Origin of the sequence: Kitasatospora sp. NPDC088160, assembly GCF_044741445.1 — a bacterium.
Lineage (GTDB): Bacteria > Actinomycetota > Actinomycetes > Streptomycetales > Streptomycetaceae > Kitasatospora.
This window is the reverse complement of the sequence record NZ_JBIUSS010000006.1, coordinates 13,346-29,231: the sequence shown is the minus strand read 5'-3', so window position 1 is coordinate 29,231 and position 15,886 is coordinate 13,346. Positions and strand designations below refer to the sequence as shown.

Annotated in this window: 15 protein-coding genes; 6 read left to right on the top strand and 9 right to left on the bottom strand. The window is 71.5% G+C overall.

Annotated features, from left to right (window positions below; translation table 11 throughout):
• The first annotated feature begins 264 nt into the window (after positions 1–264).
• From ACIOGZ_RS10645 to ACIOGZ_RS10635, 3 genes are all read left to right on the top strand, one after another.
• A complete protein-coding gene (locus tag ACIOGZ_RS10645) occupies positions 265–1,428 on the top strand; it encodes an alpha-hydroxy-acid oxidizing protein (protein WP_400985597.1) in 1,164 nt (387 codons plus the stop codon).
• A 367-nt stretch (positions 1,429–1,795) separates the two neighbouring features.
• A complete protein-coding gene (locus tag ACIOGZ_RS10640; protein ID WP_363585508.1) occupies positions 1,796–2,698 on the top strand; it encodes a 2OG-Fe dioxygenase family protein in 903 nt (300 codons plus the stop codon).
• Complete coding sequence (locus ACIOGZ_RS10635; RefSeq protein ID WP_363585509.1) at positions 2,698–3,042, top strand: tRNA-binding protein; 345 nt, start codon at positions 2,698–2,700, stop codon at positions 3,040–3,042. The genes ACIOGZ_RS10640 and ACIOGZ_RS10635 overlap by 1 nt, the downstream gene beginning before the upstream one ends.
• Before the next feature lie 397 nt (positions 3,043–3,439).
• Here ACIOGZ_RS10635 and ACIOGZ_RS10630 read toward each other — a convergent pair whose 3' ends face one another.
• A complete protein-coding gene (locus ACIOGZ_RS10630) occupies positions 3,440–4,621 on the bottom strand; it encodes an agmatine/peptidylarginine deiminase (RefSeq protein WP_400985595.1) in 1,182 nt (393 codons plus the stop codon).
• Positions 4,622–4,766: 145 nt separating this feature from the next.
• Here ACIOGZ_RS10630 and ACIOGZ_RS10625 point away from each other — a divergent pair, with 145 nt between their 5' ends.
• Entirely contained in the window at positions 4,767–5,438 is a 672-nt protein-coding gene (locus ACIOGZ_RS10625; RefSeq protein ID WP_363585511.1) for a TetR/AcrR family transcriptional regulator, read from the top strand.
• Positions 5,439–5,546: 108 nt separating this feature from the next.
• Here ACIOGZ_RS10625 and ACIOGZ_RS10620 read toward each other — a convergent pair whose 3' ends face one another.
• From ACIOGZ_RS10620 to ACIOGZ_RS10590, 7 genes are all read right to left on the bottom strand, one after another.
• Positions 5,547–6,344 carry an ABC transporter ATP-binding protein gene (locus ACIOGZ_RS10620; protein ID WP_400985593.1) on the bottom strand — a complete coding sequence of 266 codons (798 nt, stop codon included), beginning with the start codon at positions 6,342–6,344 and terminating at the stop codon, positions 5,547–5,549.
• Positions 6,345–6,408: 64 nt separating this feature from the next.
• The gene (locus ACIOGZ_RS10615; protein WP_363585513.1) at positions 6,409–7,383 is read right to left on the bottom strand and encodes an ABC transporter ATP-binding protein; all 975 of its coding nucleotides are present in this window, start codon (positions 7,381–7,383) and stop codon (positions 6,409–6,411) included.
• Positions 7,380–8,234: an ABC transporter permease gene (locus ACIOGZ_RS10610; protein ID WP_063352389.1), complete on the bottom strand. Its 855-nt coding sequence runs from the start codon at positions 8,232–8,234 to the stop codon at positions 7,380–7,382. Before ACIOGZ_RS10610 ends, ACIOGZ_RS10615 begins: the two co-directional genes overlap by 4 nt.
• Positions 8,231–9,190: an ABC transporter permease gene (locus ACIOGZ_RS10605; protein WP_400985591.1), complete on the bottom strand. Its 960-nt coding sequence runs from the start codon at positions 9,188–9,190 to the stop codon at positions 8,231–8,233. The genes ACIOGZ_RS10610 and ACIOGZ_RS10605 overlap by 4 nt, the downstream gene beginning before the upstream one ends.
• A gap of 73 nt (positions 9,191–9,263) precedes the next feature.
• Entirely contained in the window at positions 9,264–10,922 is a 1,659-nt protein-coding gene (locus ACIOGZ_RS10600; RefSeq protein ID WP_363624276.1) for an ABC transporter substrate-binding protein, read from the bottom strand.
• 173 nt (positions 10,923–11,095) lie between these two features.
• The gene (locus ACIOGZ_RS10595; RefSeq protein ID WP_400985589.1) at positions 11,096–12,094 is read right to left on the bottom strand and encodes an agmatine/peptidylarginine deiminase; all 999 of its coding nucleotides are present in this window, start codon (positions 12,092–12,094) and stop codon (positions 11,096–11,098) included.
• A gap of 87 nt (positions 12,095–12,181) precedes the next feature.
• On the bottom strand, positions 12,182–12,475 hold the full coding sequence (locus tag ACIOGZ_RS10590; protein ID WP_400985587.1) for an agmatine deiminase family protein: 294 nt from the start codon (positions 12,473–12,475) through the stop codon (positions 12,182–12,184).
• A 256-nt stretch (positions 12,476–12,731) separates the two neighbouring features.
• Here ACIOGZ_RS10590 and ACIOGZ_RS10585 point away from each other — a divergent pair, with 256 nt between their 5' ends.
• Positions 12,732–13,328 (top strand): TetR/AcrR family transcriptional regulator, encoded by a 597-nt coding sequence (locus tag ACIOGZ_RS10585; RefSeq protein WP_063352386.1) that lies wholly within the window; start codon positions 12,732–12,734, stop codon positions 13,326–13,328.
• 251 nt (positions 13,329–13,579) lie between these two features.
• Entirely contained in the window at positions 13,580–14,314 is a 735-nt protein-coding gene (locus ACIOGZ_RS10580; RefSeq protein ID WP_363585519.1) for an alpha/beta hydrolase, read from the top strand.
• A 212-nt stretch (positions 14,315–14,526) separates the two neighbouring features.
• Here ACIOGZ_RS10580 and ACIOGZ_RS10575 read toward each other — a convergent pair whose 3' ends face one another.
• Positions 14,527–15,705 (bottom strand): agmatine deiminase family protein, encoded by a 1,179-nt coding sequence (locus ACIOGZ_RS10575; RefSeq protein ID WP_363627779.1) that lies wholly within the window; start codon positions 15,703–15,705, stop codon positions 14,527–14,529.
• Positions 15,706–15,886: the final 181 nt, after the last annotated feature.

The following is a 15,886-nucleotide window of genomic DNA, read 5'->3' as shown; positions in this document are numbered from 1 at the left end:
GCTCGGTCGGCGAGCCCTGTCGCACGGGGGCCCCCGCGCCCACGGCAACAGCGCCCACCACCGGCACCAGCACGGCCGCACCGGCAACAGCCGTACGGACAACAATCGTTCGAAACACGGATGACGCTCCCTACGTACCTACGGCAAGACGTCCGAACGCTCGCAGGGGCCGGTAGACATCAGATCAACGCAACCGTCACTCCCGTCACTCCCGCACACGGACACCGCACCGCACCGCACCGCACCAACAGGAGGTTGGGAACCATGGCCCAGCAGTTCGGTGACTACCAGAACGAGATCTACTTCGAGGGCCTGCGCGGGGTGCAGCCCGCCCTGCCGATGACGTACGCCGGGCTGGAGGCCGGGGCGCAGGCCGCCCTCCCCCCGTCGATCTGGTCGTACGTGGCCGGCGGCGCGGGGGACGAGCACACCCAGCGCGCCAACGTCCGGGCCTTCGAGCGGTGGGGCCTCTACCCCCGGATGATGGTCGGCGCCGCCCGTCGCGACCTGACCGTCGACCTGTTCGGCCACACCCTGCCCTCGCCGCTGTTCCTGGCGCCGGTCGGCGTGATCGGCCTCTGCGCCCAGGACGGCCACGGAGACCTCGCCGCCGCCAGGGCCGCCGCCCGCAGCGGCGTGCCGATGGTGGCCTCCACCCTCACCGTCGACCCGCTGGAGCAGGTCGCGGCCGAGTTCGGCGACACGCCCGGCTTCTTCCAGCTCTACACCCCGACCGACCGAGACCTCGCCGCCAGCCTGGTGCACCGCGCGGAGGCGGTCGGCTTCCGGGGCATCGTGGTCACCCTGGACACCTGGATCACCGGCTGGCGCCCGCGCGACCTCGCCACCTCCAACTTCCCCCAGCTGCGCGGCCACTGCCTGGCGAACTACTTCACCGACCCGGTCTTCCGGGCCCGCCTGGCCAAGGCTCCCGAGGAGGATCCGGGTGCGGCGATCCTGGAGTGGGCCGGTCTCTTCGGCAACCCGCTGACCTGGGACGACCTGCCGTGGCTGCGCTCGCTCACCGACCTGCCGATCATCCTCAAGGGCGTCTGTCACCCCGAGGACGTCCGCCGGGCCCGGGACGGCGGCGTCGACGGTCTCTACTGCTCCAACCACGGTGGCCGCCAGGCCAACGGAGGCCTGCCCGCCCTGGACGCGCTGCCCGCCGTGGTCGAGGCGGCGGGCGCTCTGCCGGTGCTCTTCGACTCCGGGGTGCGCAGCGGCGCCGACGTCGTCAAGGCGCTCGCCCTCGGCGCCACCGCGGTCGGCGTCGGCCGCCCGTACGCGTACGGGCTGGCGCTCGGCGGCGAGGACGGCATCGTGCACGTGCTGCGCTCACTGCTGGCGGAGGCCGACCTGCTCATGGCGGTCGACGGCTACCCGGCCCTGGCCGACCTGACCCGCGAGGCGCTGGTGCGCCTCTGAGACGGCCGACGGTCGACGGCCGAATTCACGACACGTATTCGGTGGCGATGCGGTCCGTGCTTCCCCGGACTACGTGAACCCGGTTGTGGTGAAAGCGGTCCTGACCGGATCTCTGTGGTCGGCTTGACCGTCAGGAGTTCATGTGTATGACTGGCCGTCACTTGACTGTGATCTGCGGGTCCGTGGAGCCGTCAAGACCTTGAATCAGCCATGACGCGCACGTAGATCCATCGTTGACTGATCATTGATCAGCTGCTCGTAGGTTTTTCTCGTCGGAGGCGATCGGTTCCGCCCCAGGGCGGACGTCACCGATGACACGAGAGCCTGCGGGGAGTCGTCCCCTGAACCGGAACGGAGTATTCATTCTATGAACACCAACGACCTCGACCAGGTCATATCCGAGTTGACCCGGATCAAGAAGGAGTATGTCGAGCAGCGTTCGGCTTTCGTCCCTGGAGAGCGCATGGCCGGCTTACTGAAGGGGCTCGGCGCCACCGACGCCGACCTGGCCCAGCTCCAGCGGGTGAGTGACGACCTGCCGGACGACCCCACCCTCCCCTTCCGCCAGTCGAAGAACGGCCGCTTCCACTTCGACGTGAAGAACGGGACGATCGACCGGGGCGAATTCCAGCCGTTCGCGCTCTCGGCGGACGAGGACTTCGTACGCCATGACTCCGGACAGAAGCGTGAGTTCGCGGAGGTCGGTGACGACCTCCAGCTGAACCGGGCCTTCCAGGGGCTGCTCCTGTTCAAGGCGTTCATGGTCCAGGACGTGGAGATCGCGCACCGCCCGAAGCTGGACTACGACTACCCCGGCTGGGTGTGCACCCTGTTCAACCTGCGGACCGTCACCACGCCCGAACTCGTCGGCGAGCCCGCCCTCGAAGGGGTGCACAGCGACGGCGTGGACCACACCATGACCACCCTGCTCGGCAGTGAGAACATGACCGCCGACAGCGCCATCACCTTCCTCCACGACATGCGGCAGATCAACGCGGTCCGCTGGGACGAGGTTGAGCCGGAGCTCGTCGTGGGCCAGTACCAGCACCGCCACTTCCTCGACACCATGCTGGTCGTCGACCACGAGCGGAAGCACAGCCTCTCCCCGGTGGTCGCCGCCGACCCGCAGCAGACCTCCACCAGGGATATGCTGATCTTCTTCACGCGGAAGCCCGCCCTGGAGGGTCACATCTCCCACACGCACGACTCCCTCGCCTGCCACTCCGCCCTGCCGATGTCGGTCGGGTTGCTTCCCTCGGTGATGGTCTGATGGCGGCGGACGGGATCACGATCACCGACTTCCTGGACGTCGACATCCGTGCGGGCCGGATCGTCCGTGCCGAGGCGTTTGCGCGCGCCCGCCGGCCCGCGTACAAGCTGTGGATCGACTTCGGTGATCTGGGCGTTCGGAAGTCCAGCGCCCAGATCACCGACCTGTACGCGCTCGATGACCTCGAAGGTCGCCTGGTGATGGCCGTGGTGAACCTCCCGCCCCGGCAGGTCGCGGACTTCATGTCCGAGGTCCTCGTCCTCGGAGTGCCGGGCGAGGGCGGCGGCGACGTGGTCCTGATCGCCCCGGACCGGGAGGTCAAGCCGGGAGCGCGGCTGCTCTGACGCGAACCGGCATCACCGGCCGGACGACCGGGCCGGGGACGCCGCGGAGGAGCGACCTGACGTCACTCTGTGGGAGCCCGGGGGAGATTCCCCCGGGCCTCCCGACCGGCCGGCCCGGTCCCGTTCGTGGAGGGTGAACAACCTCTTCCGGCGCACCCCCGCCGGCCGGGTCCTGCACTGATCGTTCAAAACTCCGTCCGCGCATGCTGGGGAAGCCGGGGTCGGTCGGGGCGGGGGTGATCCTGGTGTCCAGGGTGGGCAGGGCGCTGACGATGTCGCGGTGGACGAGGTGTTCGGGCGTGCCGGCCGGACGCCCGGGGCAGTTGCGGGGGGTTCGGCGCGCACGCCTGCGCGTGGCCGGTGGGCCGTGCCGGTGTGCGCGCCGCTCCGCCGGGTGTCAGACGGCGGGCTGTTGCTGGGTGACGCAGTGGATGCCGCCGCCGCCGGCGCCGAGGGAGTCGATGTCGAGCTGCTCGACGGTGCGTCCGGGGAAGAGCCGGGCCAGGGTCGCCCGGGCGGCGGCGTCGGCCGTGCCGTCTCCGAACTGGGCGGAGATCACGGCGCCGTTGCACGCGTAGTAGTTGGCGTAGGAGGCGACGAAGTTCTGGTTGGTGGAGCGGATCTTGTAGTAGTCCGGGCCCTGGAGTCTGGTCACCGTGGTCGGCCCGCCTGCGGCCGTCGTGGCGGCGGACAGGATCCGGTACTGCTCGCGCGCGTCGCTGGCCCACGCGTCGGTGTCGGTCGCCAGCGGCATCTGGACCAGCCCGGCGCCGGGGGCGAGGAAGCGCGAGGTGGCGTCGACGTGGTCGTCGGTGATGTCCTGGTTCCTGATGCCGGTGAACCAGATGACCTTGGACGCGCCGTAGGCCTGGCACATCGCGGTCTCGATCTGCGCCTGGCTCATCCCGGGGTTGCGGTTGTCGTTGACGATGCTGCTGCGGGTGGCCATCAGGGTGCCGGCGCCGTCCTGTTCGATGGCGCCGCCTTCGGCGATCAGGCCGGCGGCGGTGAACGGCACCCCGACGTAGGCGGCGATGCGTCGGGCGACCAGCGCGTCGTTGGCGTGGGTCTGCCGGTTTCCCCAGCCGTTGAAGTTGAGGCCGACGGCGTCGAGGGCTCCCGGCCCGTCGGTGCGGAAGACCGGGCCGGTGTCGCGCATCCAGCAGTCGTCGACGGGGATGGTGGTGATCACGGTGACCGACGAGCCGCACAGGGAGCGGGCCTTGGCGGCGCTCGCGGGGTTGGCGCACATGATGACCGGCTCGTACTTGGCGATGGTCCTGGCGATCAGCGCGATGTTCGACTGGATGCCGCCGAGCTGGCTGCGCCAGATCGTGGTGCTGTCGGGCCAGGCCATCCAGGTCCGGGTGTGCCGCGCGCCGTCGATCGGGACGGCGAACGCACCCGCCAGTGCGGTGTCCTCGTTGCGGGAGCTGCGGAGGCCGGCCGCCGCGGCGGCTGAGCCTGCCGCCGACGTCACGGCCAGGCCGGCGGCGGTGAGTCCGGCCGCGGTGAGGAACTGTCGTCTGCCCAGGCCGGGCCTGCCCAGGCCGGGTCTGCTCGGGACGTGATCGTTCATCGGGTCCTCCGGTCAACTGCCCGTCTCGGCAACGGGATTGACTCGAAAGGTAGAACTAACCGAGCGCTCGGTCAATTATCTGCGCAGGATCGGACGAAGATTCCTGGAGCGGGGGCGTGGGTCGGACACGCCCTAGAGTTGCGCCATGGCGACAGGCGAGAAGGAACAGGTTCAGGCGGCCCCCGTGGTTCCGCAGGGGCGCACGCGCTCGTCGGCCAAGGGGGAGCAGACCCGGTCACGGCTCGTCTCCGCCGCCCGGACCCTGCTGGCCGGCGAGAGCGCCGGGCGCTTCACCACGCGCAACGTCGCCGCGCTGTGCGGCGTTTCGCACGGGATGTGCCACTACCACTTCCGCGACCGCACCGATCTGATCGTGGCGGTGATCGAGGACATCCGGCCGGAGTGGATCTCCCCGCTGGAGGAAGCGGTGGACGGCCCCGGCGACTTCGCCGAGCGGGCCGAGCGCGTGATCGGCCTGCTGACCCGGGGCGAGAGCCCGGACCTGTCGCACCTGCACGCGGCCCTGCACTGGCACGCCCTCAACGACGAACGCGTCCGGGGGAGTCTGGAGCAGGAGTACCTGCGCTGGCGGTCGTGCTTCGTCCGGCTCTTCCAGGTGCTCGCCGACGAGCGGGGCGGCGGCATCGACCCGCGACCCCTGGGCGAGGCGGTCGCGGCGGCGGTGGACGGCCTCGCGGCCATCCAGTCCCTCGACTCGAACGTGGACGCGGCGACGGTGCTGGGGACGCTGGTGCGCGCGCTCGCCGGAGCACCGTCCGGGACGGCACAGGCCCCGGCCGACGCCGGGACGGCATAGGACCCGGCGTCGTCCGCCCGTCGGCCGAACGACACCGGGGCCCCGTGGAGTCCGCCGACCCCGCGGGACCCCGGCAGTCCGGAAGGCCCGGCAGTCCGGAGGGCCCGGCTACAGGGCCCGGCGGGCGGCCGCGATGGACCGCGGGTCCCAGCCCGGCCTGGGCACGGAGTCGAGCAGCAGCCGGGTGTAGGCGTGCCGGGGCCGGGCGAGGACCTCGGCGGTGGGGCCGGACTCGACGATCCGGCCGTGCCGCATCACGACCACCTCGTCCGTGACGCACCGGACGACGCCCAGGTCGTGGGTGATGAACAGGTAACCGATGCCGGTCTGTTCGCGGATGTCGGCGAGCAGGTTGAGGATCTGCGCCTGCACCGAGACGTCGAGGGCGGCCACCGCCTCGTCGAGGACGAGGACGGCGGGCTCGACGGCCAGCGCGCGGGCGATGGCGACGCGCTGGCGCTGGCCGCCGGAGAGCCGGCGGGGCAGGGCCTCGGCCTCGCGCTCGCCGAGGCCGACCTGGTCGAGGAGTTCGGCGATCCGGCGGGGGTGGTCCGCGTCGGGGAAGTGCAGCCTGAGCGTTTCGCGCAGCGCGGTGCCGACGCTGGTGCGGGCGTCGAGGGACAGGTACGGGTCCTGGAAGACCATCTGGACCTCGCGGGCGCGGGCCAGCCGGTGGGCCCGGCCGCGCCGGTGCTCGGTGCGGTCCCGGCCGTGCACCAGGACGCGTCCGGAGTCCGCCCGTTCGAGCCCGACGACGATCCGGGCGGTGGTGGTCTTGCCCGACCCCGACTCGCCGACGATGCCCAGCGATCCGCCTTCGGCCAGGGTGAAGGAGACGTTGTCGACCGCCTGGACGCTCCCGTACGCGCGGTGCAGGCCGACGGCCTCCAGGACGGTCTTCGGCATCGCTGGTTCTCCTCCGGGGCTCGTCGTGGCGGGGCTGGTCGTGGTGCCGCTACCGGCAGTGCTCCTAGGCATCGGCGGTCACCTCCGCGACGCGGTCGCCGTGGTGGCAGGCGGCCCGCCGGGCCGGCTCGTCGGCGAGCGGCAGCAGGGCCGGCGCCCGCTCGGTGCACACCTCGGTCGCGAGCGGGCAGCGGGCGGCGAAGGGGCAGCCCGTCAGGTCCTCGCGCAGGCTCGGTGGCCTGCCGCCGATGGCGGCCAGCCGGCCCCGGGGGGTGTCCAGGCGGGGGGTGGAGGCGAGCAGCGCGGCCGTGTAGGGGTGGCGCGGCCGCTCGAACAGGGCCTCGGCGGGCCCGGTTTCGGCGATCCGTCCCGCGTACATGACGTAGACGCGGTCGCTGATGGCGGCGGCGAGTCCGAGGTCGTGGGTGACGAAGACCAGTGCGGTGCCGAAGCGTTCGCGCAGGTCGCCGAGGAGGGCGACGACCTCGGCCTGGGTGGTGACGTCCAGCGCGGTGGTGGCCTCGTCGGCGAGGATCAGGGCGGGGTCGCCCATCAGCGCCCCCGCGATCATGACGCGTTGCAGCATGCCGCCGGACAGCTGCCCCGGGTACCTGCCGAGCGTGGTCTCCGGGAGCCCGACGGCGGCCAGCATCTCCGCGGCCCGTCCGGCGGCGGCGTCGGCCCCGCCGGGGCCCCGGCGGCTGGTCTCGGTGAGGAAGTCGCCGATGCGCCGGAGCGGGTTGACGGAGGCGCGCGGGTCCTGGAAGACCATGGCCGCGGTGTCGGTGCGCAGGCGGCGCAGTTGCTCCGGGCTCATGGTGAGGACGTCGTCGCCGTTGACGCGCACGACGCCCTCGGTGGTGGCGCCGCGCGGCAGCAGCCCGAGGACGCTGCGGGAGGTGAGGCTCTTGCCGGAGCCGGATTCGCCGACGAGGGCGACGGTCTCGCGGGCGTCGACGGTGAGGTCGACGCCGTCGAGGACGGGCCGGGCCGTGCCGGGCAGGCGCAGCCGCAGGCCCTGGATGTCGAGGACGTTCAACGGTCCCTCCTGGCGACCTGGTCGGCCCAGCGTTCGCCGACGACGTTGAAGGCGACGACGGTCAGCACGATGGCGACGCACGGCAGGATCGCCGACAGCGGGTAGCCGTGCTGGATGGCGGTCTGGCCGTCGAAGACCATGCGGCCCCAGTCGGGGGTGAGCGCCGGGACGCCGAGTCCGAGGAAGGAGAGGCCGGCGAGGTCGATCAGGGCGTAGCCGAAGTTGATGGTGGACTGGGCGAGGACGACGGGGGCGATGCCGGGGATGATGTGGCGCAGGCAGATCTGGAGCCCGGAATGGCCTTGGACGCGGTAGGCCTCGACGTAGGGGCGGGAGCGTTCGGCGAGGACGAGTGAGCGGCTGAGGCGGCTGACGTAGGGCAGGTAGGCGATGGCGAGGGCGATCACCGGGGCGATCAGCCCCTCGCCGTAGACCGCGACGATCAGGATCGCCAGCAGCATGCCGGGGAAGGCGAAGACCAGTTCGGTGGAGCGGGACAGGACGGAGTCGAGCCAGCCGCCCCGCCAGGCCGCGGTGACGCCGATGGCGACGCCGGCCAGGGTGGAGAAGGCGACCACCCCGAGCGGGCCGAGCAGCGAGGTGCGGGCGCCGAGCATCAGCCGGGACAGGGTGTCCCGGCCGGCGGCGTCGACGCCGAGCAGGTGGTCGCCGGAGGGACCGGCGAGGGCGTTGCCCAGGTCGACGGCGTTCGGGTCGTACGGGGCGAGCCAGGAGGCGAGCACGGCGACCAGGACGACCACGGCGACGAGGCCGAGGCAGAGGTGGTACAGGGGTGCTCGGGCGGTGCGCAGGCGGGCGAGCCCGGGGCGGCGCAGGACGGTGGTGCTCATGCGGCGGACCTCTTCGGCGCGAGGGTGACCCTGGGGTCGACCAGCGGGTGCAGCAGGTCGACGACGAGGTTCACCGCCATGAACAACCCCACCATGAGCAGGGAGATCGCCTGCACGGTGGGGAAGTCCTTGGTGGTGGTGGACAGTTCGAGGAGCTGGCCGATGCCGCCGACGCTGAACGCGGACTCGACCAGGACGGTGCACACCAGCAGGGTGGAGACGATCAGGCCTCCCGTGGTCAGGACGGTGCCCAGGGCGTTGCGGAACACGTGCCGGCGGATCACCTCGTGCTCGGCGACGCCCCGGCTGCGGGCCACGGTGACGTGCTCCTGGCCGAGGACCTCCTGCATCGCGGCGCGGGTGACCCGGGCGAGCATGCCGATCAGGTAGAGCGCCAGCGCGACGGCGGGCAGGGCCAGGTGCCACAGCATCTGGCCGGGTCCGTCGCCGGTGCCGCCGGTCGGGAACCAGCCCAGCTTCACCGCGAACAGGCCCTGCAGCAGGACGGCCGCGACGAAGGACGGGGTGCCGACGGCCACGGTGGTGGCGACCAGGATGGTCGAGTCCACGGCGCCGCCGCGGACGGCCCCGATCCAGCCGAGGAGCAGTCCGACGGCGACGACCAGGAGCAGGGCCATGGTGACGAGCAGGAGGGTGGCGGGCAGCCGGTCGGCCAGCAGCCGCGACACGTCGGTGCGGTAGGTGATGGAGCGGCCGAAGTCGCCGTGGACGATCTGGCCGAGCCAGCGCAGGTACTGCAGCAGGAACGGTTCGTCCAGGTGGTACTGGTCGTTGATCGCCTTGAGTGCCTCGGGGGAGGCGGAGCGGCCCGAGAGCAGGAAGCTGGCCGGGTTGCCCGGCGCCAGGTACATCGCGCCGAAGATCACGAAGGAGGCGCCGAGGAGGGTGGCCGCCATCTCGGCCAGCCGTCGTGCGGTGAAGCGCAGGAAGCTCACGTGGAGGCCCTCACGTCCGGGGGCGGGGCGGCGGCCGGGAGGACCGGCCGCCGCACGGTGGATCCGGGAGACGTCACTGGGCCGATCCCACGTCGGCCGCCCACGGGTAGTACATGTAGGAGATGGTGGTCGGGGCGCCGGTGATCCTCTTGTTGAGGAACACGGCGGTGGGCCACTCGGCGACCGGGATCCACAGCAGCTGGTCGGACGCGGTCTTCTGGAGCTGCGCTTCGAGGGTGAAGCGCTCAGCCGGGTCGGCGGCGGCGGTCGCCTTGTCGACCAGGTCGTCGTAGGCCTGGTCGCTGTAGCCGGCGAAGTTCTGGTAGGCGCCGGTCTTGAAGTTGGCCAGCAGGTCCAGCGGGTCGGTGATGGAGTCGTAGTACGTCTCCGGGAACAGGTCGATGCCCTCGCGGGCCTTCGCGTCCGTGAACAGCGCGGTGAACGCGTTGGGCGCGATCGTCTTGAGCTGGACGTCGAGACCGATCCTGGCGCCGGCCGACTGGACGGCGGTGGCCAGCAGCGAGACGTCCTGGCCGATGGAGCTGGTCGCGACCGTGACGGTCTTTCCGGTGGCGCCGGCCTCCTTGACCAGGGCCTTGGCCCGGTCGATGTCCGGGGCGGTCGGGGTGAGCCCCTCGAACGCCTCCTTCCTGACGTCCGGCGGCGCCGCGGCCCAGGCCGCGCGGGAGGTGAGGGAGCCGGTGGCGCTGCCGGCGCCGGCGAGCCCGGTGCGCACGAAGCCGGAGCGGTCGAGGGCCAGTGACAGCGCCTTGCGGACACGGACGTCGCCGAGCACGCCCTTCATGTCGGTGACGTTGACGTTGACCGTGCTGAGGCCCTCGCCGAAGTAGAGGGTGCCCACGCCGCTCCTGCTCAGGCGGTCGTAGCTCTCGGTCGGGATCAGGTAGCCGCCGTCCGCCTCACCGCTGATCATGGCGTTGACGCGCGCCGAGGGGTCGGTCAGGAAGCGGAAGTCGACCTTCGCGGACTTGGCCTTGGTGCCCCAGTAGCCGTCGAAGCGCCGCAGCTGGATGGACTGGCCCTTGTTCCAGGAGCCGAGCTGGTAGGGGCCGGTGCAGTCCAGGCTGCCGGAGGTGCCGTAGTCCTTGCCGGCCGCCTCGATGCCGACCTTGGACGCGACGACGCCCGCGGCCGTGGCCATGTACTGGTTGAACTGCGAGTCGGGCTGCTTGAGTTTGACGGTGACCTGGAGCGGGCCGCTCTTGGTGACGGTGCTGACGTTCTGGAACTGCTGGGCCCAGGCCGCCGCGTTGTCGGGGTTCATCTGCCGGCCGAGGCTGTACACCACGTCGTCGGCGGTCATCACGCCGCCGTCGTGGAAGTGCACGTCGGGCCGCAGGTCGTAGACCCAGGTGGTGGGGTCGGGGCTGGTCGTCCTCGCTGCGAGCCCGGGGGCCAGGGTCAGCTGCGGGGTCCACCGCATCAGGCTCTCGCACACGTTGGACAGGATGGTGTTCTGCGGGTAGTCGAACGCCGAGATGTAGTCGAGGGTCGGCGGCTCGGCGTACACGGCCCAGCTGAACGAGTCGAGCCGGCCCTTGGCGGCCGGGGTGTCGGCGGACAGCTTGTACGCCTGGTCGCCGCTGCCTCCGTCACCGGTTTTCGGCGGCCCGGCGCAGGCGGCGACCAGGGCGAAGGCTGCCAGGGCGGCGGCCGGCAGGGCGTGGCGGCGGTGCGGGGATCTGTGCTCCGGGCGCTGGCTTCGTGGCATCGAGGGTTCTTTCTTCCAGGCTCAACGGGGGTCCGGCGGGCGGGGGGAGGGGGTGGCCCCGGCAGCACGGGTTCGCTGCCCGGGCCGCGGCGACGGGCGCGGCGACGGGCGGGGCGACGGGCGGGGCGACGGGCGGGGCGAGGGGCGGGTGGCTGGGCCGGCGGGCGGGCGGCTCAGGCGGTGGGCACCTGCTGGGTGATGCAGTGGACACCGCCGCCGCCGTAGGCGATCACCCGGGAGCGGACCCCGACGACCTTGCGGCCGGGCAGGGCGGCCGCGATGGCGGCGAGGGCCCCCTCGTCCTCCGGGACGTCGGCGACCGGGACGACGACGCCGCCGTTGGCGATGTAGAAGTTGAGGTAGCCGACCTCGACGTCGGTGCCGTTGACCTCGACGAAGGCGCTCTGCGGGACTTCGAGGATCTCCAGCTTGCGGCCCCGGGCGTCGGTGGCGGACGCCAGGACGGCGTGGTTGGCGCGCATGCGCTCGTGGTCGGGGTGGTCGGGGTCGGCGGGCAGCTGGACGATCACCTTGCCGGGGGCGACGAACGCGCAGACGCCGTCCACGTGGCCGTCGGTCTCGGTGTCCAGCAGACCGCCGTACGGGAGCCAGATGATCGTGCTGACGCCGAGCTTCGCGATCAGTTCGGCCTCGATCTCCTCCTTGCTCATCCCCGGGTTGCGGTTCGGGTTGAGCAGGCACTGCTCGGTGGTGATCAGCGTGCCCTCGCCGTCGACCGTGATCGCCCCGCCTTCGAGGATCATCCGGGAGTCGACGCGCTCGACGCCCAGGCGCTCCAGCAGCCGCCCGGCGATCAGGTCGTCGGTGTCGTACGGGTGGTGCTTGCCGCCCCAGGCGTTGAAGCGGAAGTCCACACCGGCCCGCCGGCCGTCCTCGCCGAGGACGAAGATCGGCCCGGAGTCGCGGAACCACGAGTCGTCGATGGGGAGTTCCACGACCTCGACGCCCTCCCCGCACAGCTCCTGCGCCTCGGCGCCCCGGCCCGGCAGCGCGACCATCGTGACCGGCTCGAACTCGGCGATCGCCCGGGCGACCTGGGAGTACTCCCGCTTGGCCTCCTCGAAGGTCTCCCCCCAGAGGTCCGACCTGGTCGGCCAGGCCATCAGGCACCCGTCGTGGGGGGTCCACTCGGCCGGCATCTGGAACGTCATGACGGATCCTTCTCTCTTGTTCTAATTTTCAGTCAGGATGGGGTCGAGAGTGGCCGACCGAGGTGGTCGGCGGGGGCTCGGCCGCGCTCAGCCGGCGGGCGGTGCGGCGGGCTGCGACTGGGTGGAGCAGTGGATGCCGCCGCCGCTCGCGATGTTGTCGATGTCGAGCTGGACCACGGTGCGGTCGGGGTACTTGGCCTGGAGGATCGCGTAGGCGACCCCGTCTGCGTAGCCGTCGCCGAACTGCGGTGCGAGGACGGCGCCGTTGAGGACAGGGCGGGCCAGGCCATGAAGGTGAGGGTGTGCAGATCGGTCTCCGCGGGCATCCGCGGCAGCGCCGAATCCGAGCAGGCTGCGGCGGGTGGGAACGGGCGTGTCCAAGAGGACTCCCTTGGGGGCGGGAGGTGTGGGGTGACGCACATCTTGGCTGCAACTAAAAATTCAGTCAATACCCGATACGTACGGTATCGCGGTTTTCCTTGCCGCACCGGCCTGTCGTGAGCCCGCCACGAGCTTGCCGTGAGTCCGCCGTGAGCCCCGGGCTGGGGTCACCCGCCTGGCCGTACGGGAGTTGGGCCCTGAAATTTTGATCAGGAATTCCTCCGCGCGAGGCCCCGGCCGGGTAGGGTGATCGCTTGTGTCGGATCGTCGAACAGAGATACTCATCGCCGCCACCCGCGTCATCGCGCGGCGTGGTGTGCGCGGGCTGCGCGTGGGCGAACTGGCCGCCGAGGCGGGGGTGTCCACCTCGCTGCTGTACTACCACTTCACCGACCGGGCCGGGCTGCTCCGCAAGACCCTGGAGTTCATCAGCGACCGGGCGGACCGCTACACCGCGGAGGGGGACTCGGCGGGGTACTCGGACGATCCCCGGCGCGATCTCGAACAGGTCCTGCTCCTGGAACTCCAGGACACCCCGGACGTGCGGGAGAACAGCACGGCCTGGGGGGAGTTGAGGGCCAGCGCGGTCTTCGAGCCCGATCTCCGGGAGGAACTGGCACGGGCCACCCACGCCTGGGTGCACGATGTCGCGGACCTGCTCGGCCGCGCCCGCCCCGAGGCCACGGCGCCGGCCCACACGGCCTCCGCCGAACGCCTCACCGTCCTGATCGAGGGCCTCAGCGCCCGCTGGCTGACCGGTTCGATGCCGCTGGAGCACGCGCGACGCTTGCTCCGGGAGGCGATCGAGGTGGAGTTGGAGGCGCTGCCGGCCGTCGTGCGGTGCCGCTGCTGACCGATCCTCCACCTGCCCGAGGTGCGGGGCAGGCCGCCGCCGGCGCCGGTGCACCCCGCCGTCGCGGAGACTCCGCAAAAACCCGTTTGGCGGACGAGGCGACCGCTGCTATGTTTCCGGAGGCCGTGCGAGAGAACGAGGAGGTGGTACCCGTGAACGCAGTATTCACATGGGTGCTCTCCTCCGGGGTCACGGTCGGGCGATAGGTCGTCCGGGAGCGCCGTATCCGAGCCCTCCCGAAAGGCACGACCATGCACTTCACTTCTGAACAGCGCCTCGACGACGGTGTCCTCGAGCGCGAGTTCACCCTCGGCGAGATCCCCGGCATCCTGTGGACGCCCGGAGCCGCATCCGCACCGGCGCCGCTGATCCTGCTCGGCCACCCTCCCCTCGGACTGCGCAGGATGTACCCCCGACTGGTGGCCCGGGCCCGGCACGCCGCGGCGGACGGCTTCGCCACGGCGACCATCGAGCTCCCGGGAAGCGGCGACCGGCCTCGTTGGCCCGCCGTGGAGCAGGCCCGCGCCGACCTGCGCCGGGCGCTGGAGGCCGGCGAGCCGGTCAGCGACGAGATCGTCGACGCCCTCATCCTCCCGCTGGTCGACAAGGCGGTCCCGGAATGGCGGGCCGCCCTGGACGCCCTCCTCGCGCTGCCCGAGATCGGCGGCCCGGTCGCGTACTCGGGGGGAGTGATCTCCATCGGGATCCGGCTGGCGGTGGTCGAGCCGCGCATCTCGGCCGCCGTTCTGTTCGCCGGCAGTTTCGTGCCTCGCTCCATGTTCGAGGAGGCCCGGCAGGTCACCATTCCGCTGCATGTCCTGCTGCAGTGGGACGACGAGGGGAACGACCGGCAGGCGGCCCTGGACCTGTTCGACGCCTTCGGCTCGAAGGAGAAGTCCCTGCACGCCAACATGGGCGGGCACACCGGCGTCCCGCAGTTCGCCGGGGACGCCGCGGCCCAGTTCTTCACCCGACACCTGAGGTGAGGCCGGGCCGTCGGACCGGCGGCAGACGATAGCTGATGCCGACGGCCTGCCACTCGTCGAGGGCAGGCCCCGGCCGTCCACAGCTCTCTGCACCGTGGGCCCCTGCTGAACTCTCGGCAGGGGCCCGTGCTGCCTGAAGTCATCAACGGTTCGATTTCTGTGGAGCTTCGAGGAGACCGCACGCCCCGGCGGGTGTCAGGCGAACCGCGCGTTCACCCGACGGCCGGGATGTCGTGGGTGGCGCAGTGGATGCCGCCACCTCCGGCGGCGATGTTGTCGATCTTGACGGGGACGATCTCGCGGTCGGGGAAGTGCTGCTTGAGGATCTGCTGGGCGCGGACGTCGGCGCGGTCGTCGCCGAACTTTGGGAGGTAGACGCCCTTGGAGCCGACGTAGAAGTTCATGTAGGAGGAGACGAAGGCGTCGCCGCGGCCGGTGATCCTGTCGGGGTCGGGCTGCTGGAGCTCGATGACGTCGAGCTTCCTGCCGCGGGCGTCGACGGCGTCCGTGAAGACGCCGCGGGCCTGGTCGGCGGAGCGGGACCAGACGTCGGCGGGTGAACCGGGGAAGGCCTGGTCGAGCAGGACGACTCCGGGGGCGGCGAAGCGGGTGAGGCAGTCGACGTGGGCGTCGGTGATGTCCTTGCCCCTGACGCCGGCCAGCCAGATCACGGTGGTGACGCCGAGGGCCTTCTTGAGCTCGGCCTCGACCTGGTCGCGGGACATGCCGGGGTTGCGGTTGCCGTTGACGACGGAGCTCTCGGTGACCAGCAGGGTGCCCTGGCCGTCGGTCTCGAAGGAGCCGCCCTCGGCGACCAGCTTCGTCTCGATGCGTTCGACGCCGTACTTGGCCAGGACGGTGCGGGCGATCTTGCCGTCGTTGGCGTGCTGCTGCTTGTCGCCCCAGCCGTTGAAGTTGAAGTCGACGCCCTTGACCTTGCCGCCCTCCTCGACGAACACCGGCAGGGTGTCGCGGGCCCACAGGTCGTCGACGGCGATGGGGACGACCTCGACCGCGGAGCCGCACGCGCTCTGCGCGGCGTCCTTCTGCTCGGGGCGGGCCATCAGGACGACCGGTTCGCGGGCGGCGATGGCCCGCGCCAGGCCGGCGATGTCCCTCCGGACGTCGGGGAGCTGGTCGCCCCAGACGCTCTCCGAGGCGGGCCAGGACATCACGGTGCGGACGTGCTTCTCCCATTCGGCGCCGAAGCGGCGCGCACCGGGAGCCGCCGAGGACCCGGACGGCTGTGGGGCCCCGGATGGCTGCGGGGCCTGCGTGGCGTCCTCGACGGGTTCGTCGAGGTCCGAACAGGCGGTCAGGCCGAGGGCGAGGACGCCCGCGCCGCCGAGGGAGCGCAGGATGGTGCGGCGGGACAGATCAGGGTAGGGCACGGGGATTCTCCGGTCAGGGGTAGCGCCGACGTCGAGCTCGCCGTCAACACTTTCATTGACTGAAAAGTCAGTCAAGCCCGAAGCGGCCCGTCCGCTGATGACGGGCGCCGCCTTCGCCACGCATGCGTCGGCCGCCGCCGACCAGCCATGAGGGCCGAGCGCGGCGCGGCCGGAGAATGGC

Excerpts from the sequence above, each read along its gene's own strand:
- ACIOGZ_RS10580 (WP_363585519.1), top strand. The coding sequence starts at position 13,580 with ATGCACTTCACTTCTGAACAGCGCCTCGACGACGGTGTCCTCGAGCGC.
- ACIOGZ_RS10610 (WP_063352389.1), bottom strand. The coding sequence starts at position 8,234 with ATGAGCACCACCGTCCTGCGCCGCCCCGGGCTCGCCCGCCTGCGCACC.
- ACIOGZ_RS10640 (WP_363585508.1), top strand. The coding sequence starts at position 1,796 with ATGAACACCAACGACCTCGACCAGGTCATATCCGAGTTGACCCGGATC.
- ACIOGZ_RS10600 (WP_363624276.1), bottom strand. The coding sequence starts at position 10,922 with ATGCCACGAAGCCAGCGCCCGGAGCACAGATCCCCGCACCGCCGCCAC.
- ACIOGZ_RS10595 (WP_400985589.1), bottom strand. The coding sequence starts at position 12,094 with ATGACGTTCCAGATGCCGGCCGAGTGGACCCCCCACGACGGGTGCCTG.
- ACIOGZ_RS10625 (WP_363585511.1), top strand. The coding sequence starts at position 4,767 with ATGGCGACAGGCGAGAAGGAACAGGTTCAGGCGGCCCCCGTGGTTCCG.
- ACIOGZ_RS10635 (WP_363585509.1), top strand. The coding sequence starts at position 2,698 with ATGGCGGCGGACGGGATCACGATCACCGACTTCCTGGACGTCGACATC.
- ACIOGZ_RS10645 (WP_400985597.1), top strand. The coding sequence starts at position 265 with ATGGCCCAGCAGTTCGGTGACTACCAGAACGAGATCTACTTCGAGGGC.
- ACIOGZ_RS10630 (WP_400985595.1), bottom strand. The coding sequence starts at position 4,621 with ATGAACGATCACGTCCCGAGCAGACCCGGCCTGGGCAGGCCCGGCCTG.
- ACIOGZ_RS10620 (WP_400985593.1), bottom strand. The coding sequence starts at position 6,344 with ATGCCGAAGACCGTCCTGGAGGCCGTCGGCCTGCACCGCGCGTACGGG.